The 22,766-nt window shown below is 36.6% G+C and carries 19 protein-coding genes; 11 read left to right on the top strand and 8 right to left on the bottom strand.

Annotated features, from left to right (window positions below):
• Window positions 1-74 precede the first annotated feature (74 nt).
• Complete coding sequence (locus KEM10_RS01995; protein ID WP_212212788.1) at window positions 75-1,493, bottom strand: glutamate synthase subunit beta; 1,419 nt, start codon at window positions 1,491-1,493, stop codon at window positions 75-77.
• Window positions 1,494-1,584: 91 nt separating this feature from the next.
• Entirely contained in the window at window positions 1,585-6,105 is a 4,521-nt protein-coding gene (gene gltB / locus KEM10_RS02000) for a glutamate synthase large subunit (RefSeq protein ID WP_244825477.1), read from the bottom strand.
• Window positions 6,106-6,637: 532 nt separating this feature from the next.
• Here gltB and KEM10_RS02005 point away from each other — a divergent pair.
• The 3 genes from KEM10_RS02005 (at window position 6,638) to KEM10_RS02015 (ending at window position 9,465) form a co-directional block, all read left to right on the top strand.
• The gene (locus KEM10_RS02005; protein ID WP_212212790.1) at window positions 6,638-7,699 is read left to right on the top strand and encodes an outer membrane beta-barrel protein; all 1,062 of its coding nucleotides are present in this window, start codon (window positions 6,638-6,640) and stop codon (window positions 7,697-7,699) included.
• A gap of 193 nt (window positions 7,700-7,892) precedes the next feature.
• A complete protein-coding gene (locus KEM10_RS02010) occupies window positions 7,893-8,237 on the top strand; it encodes a P-II family nitrogen regulator (RefSeq protein ID WP_212212791.1) in 345 nt (114 codons plus the stop codon).
• Window positions 8,238-8,274: 37 nt separating this feature from the next.
• The gene (locus KEM10_RS02015) at window positions 8,275-9,465 is read left to right on the top strand and encodes an ammonium transporter (RefSeq protein WP_212212794.1); all 1,191 of its coding nucleotides are present in this window, start codon (window positions 8,275-8,277) and stop codon (window positions 9,463-9,465) included.
• Between the two features lie 118 nt (window positions 9,466-9,583).
• Here the strand turns inward: KEM10_RS02015 and KEM10_RS02020 are convergent, their stop codons facing one another.
• Window positions 9,584-10,396, bottom strand: a complete 813-nt coding sequence (locus KEM10_RS02020) for an NAD(P)-binding domain-containing protein (protein ID WP_212212796.1) — start codon at window positions 10,394-10,396, stop codon at window positions 9,584-9,586.
• 3 nt (window positions 10,397-10,399) lie between these two features.
• Window positions 10,400-11,443, bottom strand: a complete 1,044-nt coding sequence (locus KEM10_RS02025; RefSeq protein WP_212212799.1) for a hypothetical protein — start codon at window positions 11,441-11,443, stop codon at window positions 10,400-10,402.
• Between the two features lie 132 nt (window positions 11,444-11,575).
• On the opposite strand from KEM10_RS02025, the gene KEM10_RS02030 reads away from it, so the two are divergent.
• On the top strand, window positions 11,576-12,481 hold the full coding sequence (locus KEM10_RS02030) for a CHAD domain-containing protein (protein WP_212212802.1): 906 nt from the start codon (window positions 11,576-11,578) through the stop codon (window positions 12,479-12,481).
• Window positions 12,482-12,524: 43 nt separating this feature from the next.
• Here KEM10_RS02030 and creD read toward each other — a convergent pair whose 3' ends face one another.
• The 3 genes from creD to KEM10_RS02045 are packed head-to-tail and all read right to left on the bottom strand — an operon-like array spanning window position 12,525 to window position 14,828.
• Window positions 12,525-13,850 carry a cell envelope integrity protein CreD gene (gene creD / locus KEM10_RS02035; protein ID WP_212212806.1) on the bottom strand — a complete coding sequence of 442 codons (1,326 nt, stop codon included), beginning with the start codon at window positions 13,848-13,850 and terminating at the stop codon, window positions 12,525-12,527.
• A 49-nt stretch (window positions 13,851-13,899) separates the two neighbouring features.
• Window positions 13,900-14,196, bottom strand: coding sequence for a winged helix-turn-helix domain-containing protein (locus KEM10_RS02040; protein ID WP_212212809.1), 297 nt, complete (start codon window positions 14,194-14,196; stop codon window positions 13,900-13,902).
• Entirely contained in the window at window positions 14,193-14,828 is a 636-nt protein-coding gene (locus KEM10_RS02045; RefSeq protein ID WP_212212812.1) for a hypothetical protein, read from the bottom strand. Before KEM10_RS02045 ends, KEM10_RS02040 begins: the two co-directional genes overlap by 4 nt.
• A 103-nt stretch (window positions 14,829-14,931) precedes the next feature.
• Between KEM10_RS02045 and KEM10_RS02050 the strand changes: the two genes are divergently transcribed.
• Entirely contained in the window at window positions 14,932-15,372 is a 441-nt protein-coding gene (locus tag KEM10_RS02050; RefSeq protein ID WP_212212815.1) for a hypothetical protein, read from the top strand.
• Between the two features lie 7 nt (window positions 15,373-15,379).
• Here KEM10_RS02050 and KEM10_RS02055 read toward each other — a convergent pair whose 3' ends face one another.
• The gene (locus KEM10_RS02055) at window positions 15,380-15,700 is read right to left on the bottom strand and encodes a hypothetical protein (RefSeq protein ID WP_212212818.1); all 321 of its coding nucleotides are present in this window, start codon (window positions 15,698-15,700) and stop codon (window positions 15,380-15,382) included.
• Window positions 15,701-16,097: 397 nt separating this feature from the next.
• On the opposite strand from KEM10_RS02055, the gene KEM10_RS02060 reads away from it, so the two are divergent.
• From KEM10_RS02060 to KEM10_RS02085, 6 genes are all read left to right on the top strand, one after another.
• Entirely contained in the window at window positions 16,098-17,036 is a 939-nt protein-coding gene (locus KEM10_RS02060; RefSeq protein ID WP_212212821.1) for an ABC transporter ATP-binding protein, read from the top strand.
• 2 nt (window positions 17,037-17,038) lie between these two features.
• Window positions 17,039-18,388 (top strand): ABC transporter permease, encoded by a 1,350-nt coding sequence (locus tag KEM10_RS02065; protein WP_212212824.1) that lies wholly within the window; start codon window positions 17,039-17,041, stop codon window positions 18,386-18,388.
• A gap of 73 nt (window positions 18,389-18,461) precedes the next feature.
• Complete coding sequence (locus KEM10_RS02070) at window positions 18,462-19,394, top strand: Ppx/GppA phosphatase family protein (protein ID WP_244825479.1); 933 nt, start codon at window positions 18,462-18,464, stop codon at window positions 19,392-19,394.
• Window positions 19,395-19,403: 9 nt separating this feature from the next.
• Window positions 19,404-20,564: a sigma-54-dependent transcriptional regulator gene (locus tag KEM10_RS02075; protein ID WP_212212828.1), complete on the top strand. Its 1,161-nt coding sequence runs from the start codon at window positions 19,404-19,406 to the stop codon at window positions 20,562-20,564.
• A gap of 11 nt (window positions 20,565-20,575) precedes the next feature.
• Window positions 20,576-22,018, top strand: a complete 1,443-nt coding sequence (locus KEM10_RS02080; RefSeq protein ID WP_212212831.1) for a lyase family protein — start codon at window positions 20,576-20,578, stop codon at window positions 22,016-22,018.
• Window positions 22,019-22,109: 91 nt separating this feature from the next.
• On the top strand, window positions 22,110-22,718 hold the full coding sequence (locus KEM10_RS02085; protein ID WP_212212834.1) for a hypothetical protein: 609 nt from the start codon (window positions 22,110-22,112) through the stop codon (window positions 22,716-22,718).
• Window positions 22,719-22,766 lie beyond the last annotated feature (48 nt).

Genomic DNA, 22,766 nt, shown 5'->3' on the forward strand with positions numbered 1-22,766 from the left:
CCGGCTTTTCAGTAACAACCCTAATCGATAATTCTTAGAGATTTATTCATTGCTTCAAAGAAGCAACGATTGACTTAGCTTAAAAATTCATGTACTTTCTCTGCCGCTTCACGACCTTTAGCAATAGCTGTAACTACCAGGCTGGCTCCGTTGGAAGCATCACCCGCAGCAAATACTTTATCTTTACTGGTTTGATAGTTGCCATCAATTTTGATATTGCCACGGCCATCTAAATCAAGTCCGAATTCGTTTACAATACCTTCGTGAACTGGACTAACAAAACCCATTGAAAGAAGAACCAATTCCACATCTATAACTTCAGCGGTTTCCGGCTTTTCATTCATTTTCCATTGGCCATTTTCATCTTTGGTCCACTCAACTTCAACCAATTCCACTTGTTTTAGCTTACCTTCTTCACCAATAAAACGTTTGGTGTTCAGGCTCCAGCGTCTTTCACAACCTTCTTCATGTGAGGTAGATGTTTTTAACACGGTTGGCCAGTATGGCCAAGGGTTTCCATCTGCACGCTCTTTAGGAGGCTTGGGTAATATTTCAATTTGTGTAACCGATTTGGCTTTTTGGCGAATAGAAGTACCAATACAGTCGCTACCAGTATCACCACCTCCAATCACCAACACATTTTTACCAGTGGCAATAAGTCTTTCTCCATTTGTAAATTGCTCACCTCGGTTAACCTTATTCTGTTGTTTCAAAAAGTCCATTGCAAAATGAACCCCGCTCAATTCACGACCTTCCACAGGTAAATCTCGTGGTTTCATGGCGCCAATTGTTAAAACAACAGCATCAAAATCTTTTAGTAGTTCTTCACCAGTTATATCCTGGCCAACAGCTGTACTTGTTTTGAAAATAATACCTTCCTTCTCAAAAATAGCCAGACGACGGTCGATAACTTTTTTGTTTAACTTAAAGTCTGGGATACCATATCGTAATAAACCTCCAATGGCATCGTCTTTTTCAAATAAGGTAACAGTGTGTCCTGCCTGATTCAATAAATCAGCAGCTGACATACCTGCTGGTCCTGATCCAACAACAGCTACTTTCTTACCTGTTCTTTTTGCAGGGATATTAGGTTGAACATATCCTTCCTTAAAAGCTTTCTCAACAATTGAAGCTTCGTTTTCGCGGATGGTGACTGCTTCTTTATGAATAGCCAAAACACATGATTTTTCACATGGGTTTGGACAAATACGACCAGTGAATTCCGGAAAACTGTTAGTTGAATGAAGGATTTCGCTGGCTAATTTCCATTCTCCCTTATAAACTGCGTCTTGCCATTCCGGAATTTTACTTCCTACCGGACAAGCCCAGTGACAAAATGGAATACCGCAATCCATACAACGTGATGCCTGAAGGACGCGATCTTCTTGATTAAGCGTTTGCTCAACTTCGCCATAGTCGTCAACACGCTCACTAATGGGGCGATTTCCCCCTTCTTTTCGTGGTATATTTATGAAACCTCTAGGATCTGCCATAATCTCTCTTTTTAAAAGAAAAACCGGGATGGGTTCCATTGAACCTCACTCGTTCTCAATTCCCGGTTTGCTCTTAATTATTCTTTAAATACTATTCTCTAATAAATGGAGCGTCTTCTGTTTCACGCAACTTTTGTTCAAGCTCTTTAATTTTTTGTTCCTGAAGTACTTTTTTGTATTCAAACGGAATAACCTTAATGAATTTAGGTAAGTACTGAGTCCAGTTCACTAATATATCCTGAGCTTTTTCACTATTAGTATGTAGCAAATGTTTGTTAAGCATAAACTGTAATTCTTTAATGTCAGCATGATCTTCGACGGGTGTCAGATCTACCAATCCTTTATTACAGTAATAGTCAAAGTTACCTTCTTCATCAAGCACGTAGGCTATACCTCCACTCATACCTGCAGCAAAATTACGTCCTGTTTTACCCAAAACAGCAACTCGTCCGCCAGTCATGTATTCGCAACAGTGATCTCCTACTCCTTCAACAACAGCATAAGCACCTGAGTTACGAACAGCAAAGCGTTCGCCGGCTACACCTCTTACATAAACAAATCCTTGGGTAGCACCATATAGTACAGTGTTACCAATAATGATATTCTCTTCAGGTTTAAAGCTTGTACCGTGCGGAGGAACTACAATGATTTTACCTCCCGACAAACCTTTACCCATGTAATCATTGGCATCACCTTCAAGTTTAAAACTTACTCCTTTGGTTAAGAATGCACCAAAACTTTGTCCGGCAGATCCTTTGAAGGTACAGTTAATAGTATTTTTGGGTAATCCTTCTTCACCATATTTTTTAGAAACCTCACCAGAAAGCATTGCACCTACAGTACGATCGATGTTGTTAATATCATTAGCAATCCATACTTTTTGTTGATTCAATAAAGCCGGTTGAGCTAATTTAATTAAACTACGGTCAAGTACTTCATCAATCTTATGATCCTGAGTGGTAGTATTTCTAAGTGGATATGTTTTTCCTTCTTCAGGGAAATACAATACTTTACTTAAATCAACACCTTTAGATTTCCAGTTACTTACTTCTTTGTCTTGCTCTAGTAAATCAGTTCGTCCAATGATATCATCTAATGATTTATAGCCTAATTCAGCTAATATTTCACGAACTTCCTGTGCAATAAAGTTAAAGAAGTTAACAACGTACTTGTATTTACCAATAAAGCGTTTTCTTAATGCTTCATCTTGTGTAGCAATACCCGCAGGACATGTATTTAAGTGACACTTACGCATCATTATACAGCCTAAGGTTACCAGAGCAGAAGTAGCAAAACCGTATTCTTCAGCTCCCAGCATAGCCATCTTCACTACGTCTAAACCAGTTTTTAGCTGACCGTCGGTTTGAATTTTAACCCTACCTCTAAGGTTATTCATTACTAAAGTTTGCTGAGCTTCGGACAATCCAATCTCAACTGGTAAACCAGCATGTTTAATCGAACTTGTTGGGCTTGCCCCTGTTCCACCTTCTGTACCGCTAATTACAATTAAGTCGGCATGTGCTTTAGCAACACCTGCAGCAACGGTTCCAACTCCATCTTCCGATACCAGCTTAACACTGATACGGGCAGCAGGATTGGTGTTTTTAAGATCGTAAATTAGCTGTGCCAAATCCTCAATTGAATAAATATCGTGATGAGGAGGAGGTGAAATTAAGGTAATACCAGGTGTTGAATTACGCAGGCGTGCAATAATTTTATCCACTTTAAATCCTGGTAGCTGGCCACCTTCACCAGGTTTAGCTCCCTGAGCAATTTTTATCTGAAGTTCATCAGCATTAACCAGGTAGTTGTTGGTTACACCAAATCGTCCACTGGCAATTTGTTTGATGGAACTACGTGCATCGCTTTTGAAACGTTGGGCGTCCTCACCACCTTCTCCGGTGTTGCTTCGTCCTCCTACAGTATTCATAGCTCTAGCCATTGCTTCATGAGCTTCGCGTGAAATCGAACCATAAGACATTGCTCCGGTTACAAAGCGCTTCATGATAGCTTCTACCGGTTCAACCTCGCTAATGTCGATTGATTTCCCTTTTTTAAGTCTCATCAATCCTCGCAAAAACAAAGGTGTTTGATTGTCCTCTGCTACGCGTTGACTATATTCTTTGTATTTCGAATAATCATTTTGCGATGTAGCCCACTGTAATAACCCAATTGTTTCGGGGTTCCATCCATGCTTTTCACCGTACTTACGATACGCATAACTTCCTTTTGTGTCAAAAGGATTTTTGTTGAAAGTTGGAGCAAAGGCTTTTGCATGATCTAGAGCGCTTTCTTTGGCAATTTCTTCAAATCCAATACCTCCAATTTTCGAAGGTGTTCCAACAAAACATTTGTTGATAACTTCCTCAGAAATTCCCAATGCTTCAAATATCTGAGCTCCATGATAACTTCTAAGCGTACTGATACCCATTTTTGAGAATATCTTGAGCAAACCTTTGTCAACGGCTTTGATATAATTTCTACGCGCTTCCGGGAAATCAATATCGATTTTGCCAGTAGAAGTCAGGTTATCCAGAACACCAAAACATACATAAGGGTTAATTACGGATGCTCCATATCCTAATAACAATGCAAAATGCATTACTTCTCTAGCTTCACCTGTTTCCACTATTAAACCAACCTGCATACGCTTTTTGGTTTTAATTAAGTGGTGGTGAGTGGTGGCAACTGCAAGTAAAGAAGGAACAGCTGCATGGTCGGCATCAATATCCTTATCACTTAAAATAATATAGTTGTTGCCATCGTCAACTGCTTTTTCAGCAGCGGCACAAATAGAATCAATTGCTTTTTCAAGACCTTTTTTTCCATCTTTTACCTTATATACCATTGGAATGGTAACATGAGTAAATTCTTCGCGACGGAAATCCTTAATCTTAGCCAGATCATTATTAGTCATGATCGGACTCTCAAATTTAATTGAACGGCATTGTGATGGTTCTTCGCTCAATAAATTTTTTGAAACAGAGCCTATATAATTTGTTAAGGCCATTACCAAACCTTCACGAATTGGATCGATTGGTGGGTTGGTAACCTGAGCAAATAACTGTCGGAAATAAGAGAAAAGACGTTGTGGCTTATCTGATAATGCTGCAATTGGAGTGTCATTACCCATTGATCCAATAGGTTCACCTCCTGTTGTTGCCATTGGTGCAATCAGATGTTCAAAGTCTTCCTTATTATAACCAAATGCTTTAATATAAGTGTCAAATTTGTCACCTAGCTGTGATTTTACCGGATTGCTGGATTCAATCTCACGCAATCTGATTCGGTTTTCTTTCAACCAGTTCTCGTAAGGGTGACGCTTTGAAAGTTGTAATTTTATTTCTTCATCAGGAATAATAATTCCTAATTGAGTATCAACTAATAAAAGTTTACCAGGTCTTAAACGACCTTTTTCTTTAATGTCTTCAGCAGGGAAAGTTTGTACCCCTACTTCAGAACCCATCACAATCATATCGTCTTTAGTGATGACATATCGTGAAGGGCGCAATCCATTACGGTCAAGTGTACCTCCAATATATCTACCATCAGAAAATACAATAGAAGCAGGACCATCCCATGGTTCCATTATGGTTGAGTGATACTCGTAATAAGCCTTTAAACTTTTAGGAATTGGGTTTTTACTGTTCCACGATTCCGGAATCATCATACTAAGAGCATGAGGAAGAGTACGACCTGTTAAGAAAAGGAACTCCAAAACGTTATCTAAAGAGGCAGAGTCACTCTTGTTTGGTTCTATTACCGGGAATATTTTTTTCAGGTCATCACCAAATAAATCTGATTCTAATAAACTTTCTCTAGCTTGCATCCATAAACGGTTACCTTTAATGGTGTTTATCTCACCATTATGGGCCATAATACGGAAAGGTTGTGCTAAATCCCATGTTGGGAATGTATTAGTACTAAAGCGTGAGTGAACTAACGAAATAGCACTCTTAACATTTGGATCTTTTAAATCAAGATAATACTGTCCCAACTGCTCGGGGGTAAGCATCCCTTTATATATAAATATCTTTGATGATAAACTTGGTATATAGAAAGCTTCCTTTTCTTTTAAGTCGGACTGATAAATTGCGTTTTCTGCCTGCTTACGCGTTAGATAAAGCTTTCTTTCCAATAAATCCTGTTCGTAGTTTCCTTTAACAAATATCTGACGGATAACAGGTTCTGTACTTTGGGCAATTTCCCCAATTACACTGCTATCAACCGGTACATCACGGTAACCAATAAGTTCGAGACCTTCAGCAAGAATAAATTTGTCAAGTATTTGGTGGCAATGGTGAGCTTCTTTTTCGTCGGTTGGTAAAAATATCAACCCCGTTCCGTATTTACCTCTTTCCGGAAGGTTGTAACCACAGGTTTTACAAAAGTCGTGTGGAACCTGCATTAATATACCCGCACCATCACCTGATTTATTGTCAGAGCTCTCTGCACCACGGTGGGTCATATTAGTTAATACCTCTAAACCACGTTTAACGATATCATTGGTTTGTTGTCCTTTAATATTAGCAACAAATCCAATTCCGCAATTGTCACGTTCATTGGCCGGGTTGTACAAACCCTGAGGTTTTGGAAATCTTTTCTGCATCATACTATCATCATTATGGAGAGTTACTCAACTACTAATCCCCTGAAAGGTAATTCAATCTCTCTGTCGTAATACTTATAAAACATCTTTCATTTAGAAAGTGACAAGCATTTCCTTGTGAATAATCGTAAGCAAAAGTACGAATTTCAACATCAATCTCCAACTATTTGTAAGCGATCGGCTGAAAATTATGACTTTTCGCATGTTTTCTTACCTCGTTGAATTATTGGCTCTTTAGCCAAAAAAATACTTTTTTTTGAAACGATCCCTATTTTAAAAGGGGGTTAAATAATATATGACATTAAATATGTGTTGTCAACCCCTGTTTTTTAGGGGTGGAAAAAATAAAAAAGCAAAAAAAATAAAATTTACCCCTGAAAAATTAGGATATGAATTTTTTTTTCAGATATATTTGCAGTGCACACCCCTCAGAAGTGAGGGTAAAATTTTAAAAAAGTACATTTTAACGTTTAACTCCCCCAATCAACAAATAATTAATAAGGCAAATATTAACTATTTAATTAACCACATTCCGATGAAAAAAATTTTTAGCACTATTGTTTTGGGGCTTGCACTAGGTTTTTTTGCAACAGCTCAAGAAGAAGAAAAGCCAGGATTAGAGATTTCTGGTTCGGTAGATACTTATTTTAAGTACGATTTCTCAGGTGAATCACAAATACCAACAAGTTTTGCATCAGATCAAAACTCGGTATCAATTGGTATGATTGATTTAGGTCTATCACAAACCGTAGGTAAGGCTTCTTTTGTTGGTGAGATCTCTTTCGGTCCGAGAGGACAAGCACAATCGTTAGTTCAAGGTGAGTACGGTAGCTTTAATATTCAAAACTTGTATGTAAGCTATGCATTAAGTGATGTAGTTTCACTAACAGCTGGTTATATGGGAACATTTGTTGGATATGAAGTAATTTCGCCAGCAGCTAATTTTAACTATTCTACCTCTTATTTGTTTACGAGTGGTCCTTTCCAAAATGCAGGTATTAAAGCTGATTTTGCACTAGCCGATAATTTTGGTTTAATGGTAGGATTATTTAACGACTGGAACATTTATACCGATTTTAATGGAGTGTCTGATATAGGTGCTCAAGTATATTATTCGCCAGCAGATGGTATGGATATTTATTTAAACGCTATCCATGGTTATAATGATGACGCCATTTATATGGGTGCACCTGGAAAATCTACTGAAATTGATTTAACAGCAGGTTTCCAGTTATCAGATGCATTTTATTTAGGAGTTAACGCAGCAACTGCTACTTATGAACTTAATGATGGTAGTGATGAAAAAGGTGGATTTTCAGGTATCGCCTTATATCCACAATATTCATTCTCAGATAAGGTTGCTTTAGGTTACAGAGGTGAGTACTTTATGTTGAAGGATACTGAAATAGGTGATATGACTTATGATGGTTCTAATGTTTTATCAAACACTTTTACATTAAACTACTATGCTGGTCCACTTACATTCTCAACAGAATTAAGATTTGATAGTGCAAGTGAAGAATGGTTTTATGATAGCGATAATGAACCAACCAAGTCGGCTACTCAATTCTTACTAGCAGCTATTTATTCATTCTAATACATAAAAAGATTAAGGCAACTAGTATATAATTGATTGGTTGCCTGTAAAAAAAAAATATATTCCAAATCTATGAAAGTAATAGAGCATCCGAACAAAATTTAACGTTCACAATCAACTACACCTTTATCACACGCCACCAGGATGCTCTATTACCTTTTTAAGACAAACATGAACCATAAAAAATAACGCCATGAAAAAAATTGAAGCAGTTATCCGTTTGTCACGTTTTGAAGCAGTTAAAGCTGCTTTAGAGGAACAGGATATTACTTTTTTCTCATACTGGGATGTAAGAGGAACCGGAGTGGCTCGCGAAGGACACTTATATAGAGGTACTCTTTACGATACTAGTATTATCGAACGTCGTCTTTTATCAATCATTGTTAGGGACGAGAATGCAGATAAAACAGTTCAAACTATTATTTCAGCTGCTAAAACTGGTGAGATAGGTGACGGTAGAGTTTTCGTATTTGATGTTGCTGATACCTATAGAATCAGAACTGGAGAGTCGGGTCCTGAAACCCTTTATGAAAAGTAATAAACCACAAAACAGAACACATTAAAACTAAGAAATTATGGACGCAAACGGAGCATTAGATATATTATGGATCCTGCTAGCCGGTATTTTGGTCTTTTTTATGCAGGCTGGATTTGCAATGGTAGAAGCAGGTTTTACCAGAGCTAAGAACGTTGGTAACATTATTATGAAGAACTTTATGGACTTTTCAATAGGTTCATTGGTTTTCTACATTATTGGATATAGCATCATGTATGGTGGAGAAGGAGCATTTTTTGGAGCTTTTGATCTTTTCTATGATAAGCCTGATGATTTACACAATTTATTCTTTCAGACAGTATTTGCAGCTACTGCAGCTACAATCGTTTCAGGAGCTATGGCTGAAAGAACTAAATTTAGTACTTATTTAGTATTCTCATTAATTATTACAACTATTATTTATCCTATCTCAGGTCACTGGGTTTGGGGTGGTGGATGGTTAAGTGAGCTTGGCTTCCATGACTTTGCTGGATCTACAGTGGTACACTCTGTTGGTGGATGGGCTGCTTTAGCTGGTGCTTGGACTATCGGACCTCGTATTGGAAAATACAACGGTAAAGCAAATGCAATCCCTGGTCATAATATGGTATTGGGTGCATTAGGTGTATTCATTCTTTGGTTAGGATGGTTCGGATTTAACCCTGGATCGCAGTTAGCTATTAGTGGAGATAACGCTTATGCTGTTGCCTTAATCGTAATTACTACTAACCTTGCCGCTGCTGCAGGTGCTGCTGTAACAATGTTTGTTACATGGTTCCGTTATGGTAAGCCTGATTTGTCAATGACATTGAACGGTGCTTTGGCTGGATTAGTTGGTATTACTGCAGGTTGTGATGCTGTTTCGCCAGAAGGAGCTATTGCAATTGGAGCTATTGCTGGTTTTGTTGTAGTATTCTCAATTGAATTTATTGACCAAAAACTTAAAATTGATGATCCAGTAGGTGCTGTTTCAGTGCACGGTGTTGTTGGTGCTGTTGGTACCTTAATGGTAGGTTTCTTTGCAAAAGATGGTGGAGTATTTTATGGTGGTGGTTTCTCACTACTTGGAGTACAAGCATTAGGAGTTGTTTCTATCGGAGCTTGGGCCTTTGGTTTAGGACTAATATTATTTAACGGTCTTAAATATACTATGGGACTTAGAGTTTCTGAACAAGAAGAGCGTGAAGGACTTGATATTCATGAGCACGGTCAAAGCTCATACAATTACTAGACGTTGCGTTGTTTTACTATAATTGAAAGGGAAAGAGGCTGTATCTAACGAGATACAGCCCTTTTCTTCTTTATAAGGTAAGAGTTATATTCTTGGCGGTATTTTTTTTAGAACTCAGTTAAAAACAGTCGTAATCCAACATCGACAATAAGTCGGGGTATTCAAATTGATAATTTAAGAAAGATTTAATCTTCTTATTGCTGACTTTCTTTCCATCAACAATCGCATCTGATTCGTTAATATTAATGGTAGAGCCAAGTTTAAGAGTGGCTTTTGTGTAAAACTCTCTTTTGCTTGGATGTGTATCTGCACAGCCATTGTATATTTCATTCCAGCTATCTCTTTCAAGTATTTGTTTTATAATACCAATGCAATCGTTTAAGTGAATAAGGTTAACAGGCATATTAGGATTTGACAAGCTTTTACCCGTGGCGAAGAACCTTCCCGGATGTCTTCTTGGTCCTACTAAGCCAGCTAAACGAAGAATGGTAACTGACTTATTTAAACCTTGAAAAATCCGCTCAAAACTTATTGTTTGATTATAATTATCCGGCAAGGTCTCAGTATCATCCTCAATTGCATTACGATTGTCTGAATCATAAGCAGAAGTTGAACTTATAAAAAGTACTTTCTGGATAGGGCTACTTTTTATGATTGAACCAAGTTTTTTGTATTGATTAAGCGCATCATCTAGTTTGCTTGGTGGTATATTAATTACCAAATATTCCGAATCGAAAAAAGAATTGGGGATATCTTCAATACTATTGTTTAAATTAATTTGATACGGTTCAATTTGGTGTTGCGAAAGGGTTTTTTGTTTACTTTCTGATGTTGAAGAACCTTTAACTTTCCATCCACTGCTTTGCAGATTTAAGGCTAAGGGGTATCCTAGCCACCCACATCCTAAAATACTAATTGTTTTGTTTTCCATCGCTTAATATTCCTCCATGCATGTGTTGTTTAAGGTTTTTACGAATCGATCCGTTTTTCTTAATTCGGCATAAAAAGAATCGATATATTTTATAAGCGACTTCTTCTTTTTTTGTTCAAGCCATTCGAATTCTAATATGGTTTGATAAATGAGCTCCTCTTTGTCTAGAAAGTCTGTAATTATCTGGTAATAATTTTGATTGTTAATTCTACATTTACCTAAAAAGTCTCTTTCTGTTACGGTTTCAGCAACTGACCATTCTGATGGGCTTGCATAGGATGTGTTGATAAAACCTGCATGATCAAAGTCGTATGGTACCGGGTTAACTTCCAGTATTTTGAAATTATTAGGTTTGATAAATTTAATGTTATGACCGCTTTTAATCCTCCAATCCGTATTGCCAACCATATACATAAATAGTGCTACTCTATCAGCCTCTAATTCGTTTACCTCATTAAGATTAAATGAATTGCTTTCTAGTTCAATGCAATTCATTCTTCGGCACATGGCTTTTATGGGCTCAATCAAAAAACCTATGCTTTTAGCATGTTTGCCTCTTTTGCCACTATCTATGTAGTCAACTTCTACCAAGCGGGTTTTTAAGCTATAAGGACTTATTATCTCATATAGCTTATAAATTAAATATTCTTTTAAAATGTAGTCTTTGTATATCTTGGACTTCTGGCAATGCGTAACCAGTTTAATTTTACCATATGATCCGTCGGCTGTTAGTAATGAATCGGGTTTAAAATTCAGCATCAAAGGAGGGAAATAACAACTTAACCTTCGGTGATAGCCGCGAGCTTTAATTCTCAACATTTGTTGAGTTTTAAAAGTTTCAGACCAATGTATGATGCATTCGCCACTAAAATAGACTTCTTTATCGTTTTTGCTCCTTAAGAGTTGCGTAAAGTTGGTCTGTAACGATATCTCTAAAGGATTCACTTCGTCAAAAAGAATATTATTCCCGCTATTATTTATGGTTTGAGCAAATGATGCAGGTAGCGAAAAGATAATTAATAAAGTGCATATTATCAGTTTATTCATGATAAAGTACTTAGGACTATTATAAATAAAAGAGGAACAATATGCCTGAAAGTTAGGAAAATTAGCGTAGAACCGAAATTGTAGTTGAATTTCAATAAATTAATTAGTAGTTTGAAGTATAAAACTGAAGGTATGGCTACATATAGATTTATAATAGATAACGAAGAAGAGTTGGGCGAAGGTGTTGTAAGGGTGGCAAGTGAACAGCTAATGTATATTAAACAACAGGCTCGCATTCCGGTGGGTATGGATGTTTCCGTTCATGAAATTAGAAAATCGTTCAAAAGGCTACGTGCTTTATTGCGCTTAATAAGGTACGACATTGGAGAGGAGTTGTTCTTAAGTGAAAATACTAAATATAAAGAATCAGCTGCTAAGTTGTCACGCCTTCGCGACATGCACGTTATTATTTCGTATTTAGCAACTTGCTTTGAGGCTGAAGAATTGGTAATTACAGAGGAAAGCTTTATTCGCTTTGTGGGCTATTTAAATGAACAAAAAGAACGAGAAATGAAGCAGCTCGTTGAAAATTCTGTAATGGATTCAATTATAAATCAGTGTAAAGAACAATTAAAGGTTATAAAGGAATATCCTCTTTCGAATCTTGGTCCGCATACTATTCATAATGGTGTTATACATGCGTATAAAAGATGCCTGGATAAAATGAAGGCTGCCCAGCTAAATTTAGATGACGAAGCTTTGCACCAGTTGCGCAAAAAAGTTAAATACCTTTATAATCAAATGTTATTGATGGAGGCTGTTTGGCCTGACTACTTTATTACTTATTCTTCCTCATTAAGTGCAGCTTCTGAGTTATTAGGTAATGATCACAATTTGGCTGAAACTATTGTAATTATAGAAGAAGCCCCTGAACAAATATTAAGTGAGGAAGAGAAACAGAGTTTAATTAAAAGTATCACTAACGAAAGAAGGCATATAACGGATGAGTTGTGGCCTTTGTTGGGTAAAATCTTTGCTGAGTGTTCAGGTGCTTTTGCTAAAAGAGTGAAATCATATTGGTTAATTAGCAGAGAATAGGCCCCGAAGGGCCCATTCAAATTTAATTATCGGGAATCAGGCACTAATTCAATTGGGAAGAATTGGTGCTTTTTATTTTTGTAGAGGCTTTCATGATAAAGGCAAGTGCAACAAATAATCCAATATTTCCTGCTAAAAAGGCAAAGTCGTTTAACTGAAGTAATACAAATAAGAAAGTATAAAGCACTATTAATAGTGCCGCTACCCATAATGCTTGTGCCTTATCTTTTAGTACTCCGTATGAATAAAGTGTTACCATTAGTATGATAGAGGCAGAAGCTGCTAAATATGCCCATGCGAATCCCAGGAATTCACTTAACGCGGTGAGGATAGAAAAAAACAAAACCAAAGCCAGGCCCACCAACATATATTGTAAGAGTTGGATTGTTTTCTTTTTAACCAATTCAATAAAAAGGAAAACCAATAATGTAAGACAGATAATAAGAATTCCATACTTTGCTGATCTTAATGATTTTTGATAATGATTTACAGGAACATATAATTCTACTCCAAGCTGATTTTCATTGATTGAATGTTTGGTGCCGATCCAGTACTGTGGGAAATTTCGATTTAAATGAGTAATTGTCCAATTGGCTTCGAAGCCTTTGTCGGAGATTTGGCTTTTAGTTGGTAGGAATGAACCATTGAAGCTTGGATCTTTCCAACTTGAAACTAGATTGATGTTTGTTTTCTTGCCGATCGGATTAAACGAAATAGCTTTTGCTCCACTAATATCTATGGTTATGTTGAAGTTGATCTTTTCTGAAATGAGCTGAGGATCAATCGGGTACTTTACCGACATGCCGGAAGTGGCCAGATCAGTAGATATTAATCCTGCCTCAGGCTCGAACAGCTGATTGTTTATTTTAAAATCAACCTTGCCTTTAATTCCTCTGTTGTCGGTTATTGCTAGAGAAATAAACCCTTTATTCCAGTCAACCTCATCGGCATCGATAGTAAGTTTATTTAACGAATCGAAGTTGCCATTTATAGAAAGTTGGCTATTAAAAATAACTGTCTCATAAATACCACGATGCCGTTTGTGAGGTTCAATATACCCTTCGGTATTTAAGTCATCAGGCATGATATGCAGCCATTTTTTAGTTTTTTTTATATGTCCATTTTTATCCTGAGTATAGTAGTAAACTGGTAAATGAAGTATTGGGCCTGATATGATTTGGGGGCCACCCCATTGTTCCATTATTTCGGTCTCAACCTGTTGGTCTGTTTGCTCCCTTTCTCTTATTACAGATTTAACCATGCTTAATGGTATAAGCAAAATTAAAATAAGTAAGCCAACTGTTACTAGCTTGAACGTTATGGTCTGATACCATTGTTCTGTTCCGGTGGTTTTTAGTTTTACTTCCATAAGATCGTATTAAAGTACTTTGAAAAACAAAGTAAATGATTAAAAAAAATTATGTATTACCTAGTAATTGCTCAAGTGCAGTCAGGTGTTTTTTAAAAGCTAACCTTCCGTATTCGGTTGCTTCGTAAGTGGTATTAGGTTTTCGTCCAATAAATCGCTTTGATACCAAAATAAGTTCATGTTTCTCTAATGCTTTTAAGTGACTGGCTAAATTTCCGTCAGTGACACCCAATAACTCTTTTAATGCGTTAAAATCAAGTACGTCATTCACCATCAGAGCTGACATTATTCCCAGTCTGACACGATTTTCAAAATTTTTATTTAGTCCTGCTATAATCTCTTTCATCGATCGTACTTAAGGTACATTACTATTCCATAAATAATATGAAATACTCCAAAACCCAATGTCCAGAATATTAAGCCAAAATTAAGAAATAATCCCGCAGCTAATCCTAATAGTATTTCAGTGTAGCCCAAATATTGAATGTCGCGCTGTGTGTAGCGCGAAGCCATGATTAAGGCTAAACCATAGAAAATAAGCATAACGGAAGCTACTAATCTAATATTCTCATGATAAATAAGAATTAAGCTAAAAAGGCCACCAACGGTTAAAGTACTTACCATGCTCCACATCACCTTTTTGGCAGTATGTGTCCAAAATGAAACCTTTGCTTTTTTAGCTTTTCGGTAACTCAACCACCATGCCAGAGTAACGGCAACAATAAAAACAACAACAGCGGTTGTGAATAATCCAAGACGTATTGATAATGTATTGTTGCTATATAAGTCAACCATTCTTTCGTCGTAAATAATGGTGCCTTTGTCAAGGACAAAGTAGTAAGCAATAGCCGCTCCAATAATGGCTGTCAACCCGGCGGCAACACCAGAAAGTCCGCTAAGAGATAGGAATTTTGACGAATCTTCCATCATTTGGCGTATTGCCTTTATGTCTTGAATAGTTGGATTAGTTTCTTTCATTACAATGAACTTTGAGAGTCAAAGTAAGATAAATTTACTGAAGAAAACAAACAAGAAATAAACTTTTCAATATTCTGTATGTTGTAATCAAAAAACAAACTATATGTATACAGGACTATTACACGCCCACAGTGGTTTAAGATATATAGTAATCATTTTACTATTGGCAGTTATCATTCAAAGTTTAATAGGTTGGATAGGAAGAACTAAATTCTCTAATATTCATAAGAAGGTGGCCATTGCTTCAATGTCATTGGTACATATTCAGTTTTTGATTGGAGCCGTTTTGTTTTTTATAAGCCCTAAAGTAGTATTTGATCCTAGCTTGTTTGGAGGTGCAATTATTCGCTTTTTCACACTGGAACATCCTTTATTAATGATGGTTGCAATAGCTGTTATTACCATCGGGCAAATAAAATCAAAGTCATATACAAATTATAAAAGTCACAAGCGATTATTTTGGGCTAACCTAATTGGTTTTCTTCTAATTATGGCTTCCATTCCATGGCCATTTAGAGAACAACTTGGATCGGGATGGTTTTGATAAATACTTAAAGTAAAAGTAAGATGATGCGAGTTATGGCATACACGCCGTAGGTTGCCAGTATAACACCCATTAGATCTTTAATGGAAAATTCGTTTGCTACGCACCTTTTCTTGTAACTTGCTACAATAGATTCTATAGAACATTTTATAATTAACATTAATGGAAACATTAAAGTTAATATCAGGAAAATAATCACCTCAACTACCAAAACTATGCTTGTTTGCTGTTCGTAAATTCCACAATCAGTAATGCAATGGTTAACAAATAAGGCAATAAATAAAAATAGCAAGCTTATTGAGCTATACGAAAATAGTTTGATTTTCATTGTTTTAAGTTTTTGTTTTGAACAAATTGAAAATTGGCATACCTCATCAATAAGCAAATTGCTTTGATAATGTATGAATTACTTATTCGGTAGGAATTCTAACTTTACTATGCTGTAGGGACTTGCATAGTTATTTATTTACTTGGTATTTGCCTTAAGTACAGGTCGAAGTAAGTTATAAATAGTTTAAGATACAAGTAAAATATTAAAATTTAATTCGGTGGTGCTTGTAAGTCTAAATCTGCAGTTAGATTAATACTCATAAAGTTGTATGGTGATTTTAAAAAGATTACACTGCTAACCTTCGAATAAGTATAACCCAAAAGTATTTCTTTTTTAAGCTTCTGAAAAAATGTATCTTCACGGTTGGTTTAAACTAATAACTTAACAGTAACCTATGATGTTTTTAGAAGCTAATAAGGTGGTAAAGCAATATGCTGCACATCTTGCTCTTGATCATGTGGATTTGCAAGTGCCTGAAGGATCTATATACGGATTGTTAGGTCCTAATGGAGCAGGAAAAACAACCTTAATTCGCATTATCAATCAAATTACAGGTCCTGATGCAGGAGAAATACTTATCAATGGTCATAAATTAAAACCAGAAGATGTACATCGTATCGGATACCTGCCCGAAGAAAGAGGATTATACAAAAAAATGAAAGTGGGAGAGCAGGCTATTTACCTTGCTCGATTAAAAGGTCTATCACGAAACGATGCCATTAAAAAACTAAAGTATTGGTTCGAGAAATTCGAGATTCAGGCATGGTGGGATAAAAAAGTGGAAGAGTTGTCGAAAGGGATGCAGCAAAAAATCCAATTTGTTGTAACCGTTTTACATGAACCTAAACTTCTTATTTTTGATGAGCCTTTCAGTGGTTTTGATCCCATCAATGCAAATATTCTAAAACAAGAAATTATTGCTCAGAAAGAAAAGGGAGCAACAATCTTATTTAGTACGCATAATATGGGCTCAGTCGAGGAGATTTGCGATCATATTACCTTAATTAATAAATCAAAAACCATTTTAGATGGTCAGGTTGATGATATTAAACAAGAATACAAAGACAACCTTATTAAATTAGATTTCTCTGGAGACTCCGATATCTTGGATCAATATCTTGGAAAAGATTATCTTATTCAGAGTGTGTTGCAAAATCATCGAATGAGTACAGCTATGATTCAAATGCCTGAAGATGGAACGGTTAATAATATGATTAGTCGATTGGTTGATCATGTTCAGATTCACGGTATGCAGGAATTACTTCCATCAATGAATGATATCTTTATTAAGGTTGTAGAACAAAGTAACCAAACTAAACCCGTTAACAATTAGTCATGAGTAAAATTTCACTTATTATACAGCGCGAGTACCTTACAAGGGTGCGTAAAAAAAGTTTTGTGGTGATGAGTATTATTGGCCCTATATTGTTTGGGGCCATGATGGTTTTGCCAGCTTGGTTTTCGTCCATGGAAGATACCACCGAAAAGCGTATTGCTATAGTCGATCAAACCGGTGAATATGCTCAAAGTATTACGGATACTGAGTTTCTCAAATTTGACTGGCTGCAAAATAGTAATCAGAAAGAAGTAGCATCCGATTATAAAGAAGAAGGTTATTACGCCTATTTATTTATTGAGAAAGATTTATTGGAGCATCCTGATGCAGTTACTATTTATTCTGATGCACAAATAACCATTGATGTAAAGGATCATATTTCAAGAAAATTGGAACAAATACTTGAAGAAAAGAAACTATCGAGTTATAATATCAGTGGTTTAGATGCTATAATTCAAGAAGTAAACAATGTAAGAGTCAATGTTAAAACTATAAAGTTGGGTGAAGACGGAAGCGAGAAGGAAAGTTCTCAGTTTATAACCATTATGGCAGCGTTGGTTTTTGCTATGTTGGTATATTTCTTTGTTCTGCTGTATGGTACCCAGGTAATGCGTGGTGTTATTGAAGAGAAGACGAATAGAATTGTTGAGGTGATTGTTTCTTCAGTGAAGCCATTTCAGTTAATGATGGGTAAAATAATTGGTATTGCCATGGTTGCGCTTACTCAGTTTGCTATCTGGGTGGTACTCACGGTAATGCTGTATTTTGGTATTTCGGCTTTCGTTTTTGATGGAGGTAAAGTTCCTACCCGAATGGATAGTCAAATTGAAAATGTAGAGGCTTTAAATAGTGAAGAAGCGCAAGCTGAATTAACAGAGTTTCAAAAAAGCTTTACAGATGTAACAAGTAAAATAAAAGCCATTAATCTGGTTGGAATATTATTTGCCTTCGTATTCTATTTTGTGGGTGGATATTTGTTGTATGCCAGTTTGTTTGCAGCTCTTGGGGCAGCTTTGGATAGCGAAGCCGATAGTCAGCAATTTGTAATGCCCGTTATGATGCCGCTCATCTTATCAATTTATGTTGCCATGGCGGCTTTCCGAAATCCGGCAGGTGATCTGGCATTTTGGTTTTCAATGATTCCTTTTACTTCTCCCATTGTAATGATGGCACGAATGCCTTTTGAACCGCCAATCTGGGAAATGTTATTATCAATGGCAATATTAACAGGTACTTTTATTTTTACCACCTGGTTTGCCGGAAGAATCTATCGTACTGGAATTTTAATGTATGGTAAGAAGGTATCCTACGGTGAACTTTGGAAGTGGTTTAAATATTCAGGAAAATAATATACACAGAAAGCCGGGTTATCCCGGCTTTTTTCTTTCAATTTAGTATTTTAGCCTGCTCAAATTGTTTTTTATGCGAATAGCAATTCTTGATTTAGGAACGAATACTATTAACCTGCTAATTGTTGAACAAGATGGGCAGGAATCTTATCAGATATTACACGAAAGTAAGTACCCTGCAAAGCTGGGGAAAGGTGGAATCAACGATCGAAAAATATTGCCCGAGGCAATGGATCGTGGAATTCTTGCTTTAAAAACGCACCAGAAAACCATGGAGCCTTATCATGTTGAAAAGGTGGTTTGCATTGCTACGGCTGCAATCCGAAGCGCTTCTAACGGACAAGAATTTGTTCAAAAGGCAAAGGATGAATGTGGGTTGGATATTAATGTAATCGATGGTCAAAAAGAGGCTCAGCTTATTTTTGATGGAGTTAAGCAGGTTGTTCCTATTGGCGATGAAAGAGTGATGATATTAGATATTGGAGGTGGATCCAATGAGTTTATTATTGCCAATAAAAATGGTGTTTTGTGGAAACATAGTTTTGATTTGGGGATGGCGCGTTTACTGGATCGTTTTCAACCATCCGATCCAATATCAGAACAAGAAGTAATGGAAGTTGAGAAGTATATAAAAAAAGAGCTCGCACTACTATATGAAGCATTTGAAAAATATCCTTGCGAAACCTTAATTGGTTCTTCGGGTTCTTTTGATACCATCGCAGGTATGATTGCTGCTATCCATCATCCGCATTTAGACATGAAGAAAATTCTCACTTACCATGTCCCTTTGAATTTTGTGGAAGAATTACATCAGAAGTTTTTGAAATCGACACATGCCGAAAGAGAAAAAATGGAACGGATGGACTTGCACAGGGTGGAGATGATTGTTTTAGCAAGTATTTTTATTAACTTCATCGTTCACGAGTTTAATATAAAAACCTTCTGGCAATGTGCATTTGCGCTTAAGGAAGGAACCATTTATCAGATTTTAAGAAATAAGTTATAATAACACAGCATGGCTAAGATATTAGTGATCGACGATCAACGTAGCATTAGAAATACCTTAAAAGATATATTAGAATACGAAAGTCATACCGTTGAATTGGCAGAGCATGGCGAAGAGGGAGTAGAAATGTACAGTGCCAATAAATACGATGTGGTTTTATGCGACATAAAAATGCCTAATATGGATGGTATGGAAGTGTTGGATAAAATCATCAATCACGAAAATGACGCACCGGTAATAATGATTTCAGGGCATGGTAATATTGATACTGCTGTAGAAGCAATTAAAAAAGGTGCATACGATTTTATTGAAAAACCTCTCGATTTAAATCGCCTGTTGGTTACCATTAGAAATGCTATTGAAAAGAAAGATTTAGTTACCGAAACCAAAGTGTTGAAGCGTAAGGTGAGCAAGACTTTCGAAATGATTGGAGAGTCTGAGCCGATTGCTAAGGTGAAAGATATGATTGATAAAGTGGCTCCTACTGATGCTCGGGTTTTAATTACGGGTGAAAACGGAACAGGTAAGGAGTTAGTGGCTCGTTGGTTACACGAAAAAAGCAACCGTGCTTCCATGCCTTTTATTGAGGTGAATTGTGCGGCAATACCATCTGAGTTGATCGAAAGTGAGTTGTTTGGTCATGAGAAAGGTGCGTTTACATCTGCACACAAGCAGCGTAAAGGTAAATTTGAGCAGGCTAACGGTGGTACAATCTTCCTGGATGAAATAGGGGATATGAGTTTACCTGCTCAGGCAAAAGTGCTTCGTGCTCTACAAGAAAATATTATCAGTAGAGTTGGAAGCGATAAGGATATAAAAGTAGATGTTCGTGTTTTGGCGGCTACCAATAAAAACCTGAAAGAGGAAATTGCCAACAATAATTTCCGAGAGGATTTATATCACCGTTTAAGTGTTATCCTTATACATGTTCCGGCATTAAATGATCGAAAAGAGGATATACCGTTGTTAACAGAGCACTTCAATAATATTATTTGTGCGGAGTTAGGAATGCCTCTAAAATCTTTTACCGAAGAGGCTGTTAAAGAACTTCAGGATATTAACTGGACAGGTAATATTCGCGAATTTAGAAATGTGATTGAGCGTTTGATAATACTTGGGCAAAGTAGCATTACCGAGGAGGATGTGAAAGCATATGCCCGTCCAATGTAATTTTATTACTCATGAGAAAGGAAAGTGATTTTCTGGGTGAATTAACTTTACCATCTGATGCCTTATACGGGATTCATTCGTTAAGGGCTCAAGAGAACTTTCCTAATCAAAAACCATTTCAATTGGAATGGTTCAAAGCCATGGGTAAAGTAAAGTTAGCCTGCTACAGAACGTATGCCAGATTTAAAGAGGCGGCCGGAGAAAAGTATCAACAACAAAAACTACCAATCACTTTTTTTGATTCGTCAATAATAAATGCTTTGGAAGAGGCTGCATTTGAAATAGCCCAAGGAGATTATTATAAACAGTTTATAGTGCCGGCTGTGCAAGGCGGCGCAGGTACTTCTGTTAATATGAATATCAACGAAATAATCTCTAATGTGGCTTTGATGAAACTGGGTTGTAAGCCTGGAGATTATCAGAAAGTAGATCCTTTTGAGCATGCCAATGTATTTCAATCAACCAACGATACGGTGCCAACAGCTTTAAAAGTGGCAACAATGGTTATGCTGGATCAGTTGGAAGAGAATATTAACGCACATCGCAACCAGGTTGAAAAGCTGGAAAGAGAGTGTAGAGATGTTCTGCGGCATGGCTTTACACAGATGCAAAAGGCTGTACCATCTACCTACGATAAGTTGTTCAGTTCGTATAACAATGCTTTATCAAGAGATTGGTGGCGGGTTTCGAAGTGTGCTGAGCGAATTAAGGAGGTTAATTTGGGTGGAGGAGCTACAGGAACAGGGTTAAGCATACCTCGTTTTTTTATAATGCATGTGGTGAATGAGTTGCAGGTAATTACAGGCTTACCTGTTACGCGAGGTGAAAATTTGAGCGATACAACCTCAAATCTCGACAGTTATGTAGAAGTTCATGCTACCTTAAAAGCACATGCTGTCAACCTTGAGAAGATGGTGAATGATTTACGCTTGTTGGCTTCAGATCTTTCCGCCACCAGCCATTTAGAAATCCCACAGAGGCAAGTTGGAAGTTCTATAATGCCCGGAAAAATTAATCCGGTGATTCCTGAATTTGTGATCAGTTCGGTGCATAAAGTGTATGCAAACGATGTGTTGATATCCAATCTTTGTGGTCAGGGATGCTTGGAATTAAATGCCTACTTACCTGTTATTGGTGATGCTTTACTGGAATCGATTCAACTGTTGATTGATGCCAATGCAACTCTGTTAAGTAATCTTATGAAAGGGCTGGAAGTTATATCAATGGACGATGGTATCTACGATAATCCGGCTATTAGTACAGCTTTAATTCCCTATATTGGTTATCATCAGTCAACCAGTATAGCTAAATTGATGAAAAAAGAAGGCCTTTCAATTTTTGAAGCTAATAAGAAGCTAAAACTTATAAAAGATGAAGCGTTACAGGAATTGATGAAACCGGAGTCTCTTAAGCGTCAGGGCTATAGTTTAAATGATATTGTTAACTTTTCTTGATGAAAAATAATGCATTAAGCATTGATTCTCAAACATCTTTTTTATATTTAACATCAGAATTCAACCCAAACGCCTCAAAATCTGAAGAATTGTGAAAACTAACCTACTCAATCAATCATCACATCCCGGTACTAATTATGAACATGACAATGGCTTAAAAGTGACTTTTGATTTTTCATATGAATTGAAGTCAGGAGGTAAAGCTGCAGGTAAAGTCATTTTTAATAGCAAAGAAATTGAATATGAAGTTACCAATAGCGGAAATCCTCTTTTTGAGCTTCTTAAAGGTATGGCGAAGCTTATTTTTGAGCCCTCTCATATTTGGGGTGAAGAGAATGTAAGCTGGGTAGATTGGTACGATGAAGCAGATTGCTTAAGGTGGGTTATATCAACAGAGGATGGCGCTAATGTGGCTGTTAAGCTTATTCATTATGAAGATGTTTTTGATGAGTCAACAGGTTCATTGATTGTTGAAGGAGAAATGGATATGCCAGATTTTTACTATGCAATCATTCATAAGTTGGATCGGTTCATTAAGCGTTTGGGGTTATTAAATTACGAACAAAAATGGCAAAAGGATGAGTTTCCGTTAACCTACTTTTTATTATTAAAAAAATACCTGATTGAAAAAGGATGTTGGATCCCAACTAATGAAAAGGTAGGATCATTAAATGATGAACTCGATTTTTTATTGGCATAAAGTAGGCTTGTAACGTTATCTTTTGGTTATAGATTAATAAATTTAGCT

The sequence above is a fragment of the Carboxylicivirga linearis genome, from assembly GCF_018271995.1.
In the GTDB taxonomy this organism is placed as follows: Bacteria; Bacteroidota; Bacteroidia; order Bacteroidales; family Marinilabiliaceae; genus Carboxylicivirga; species Carboxylicivirga linearis.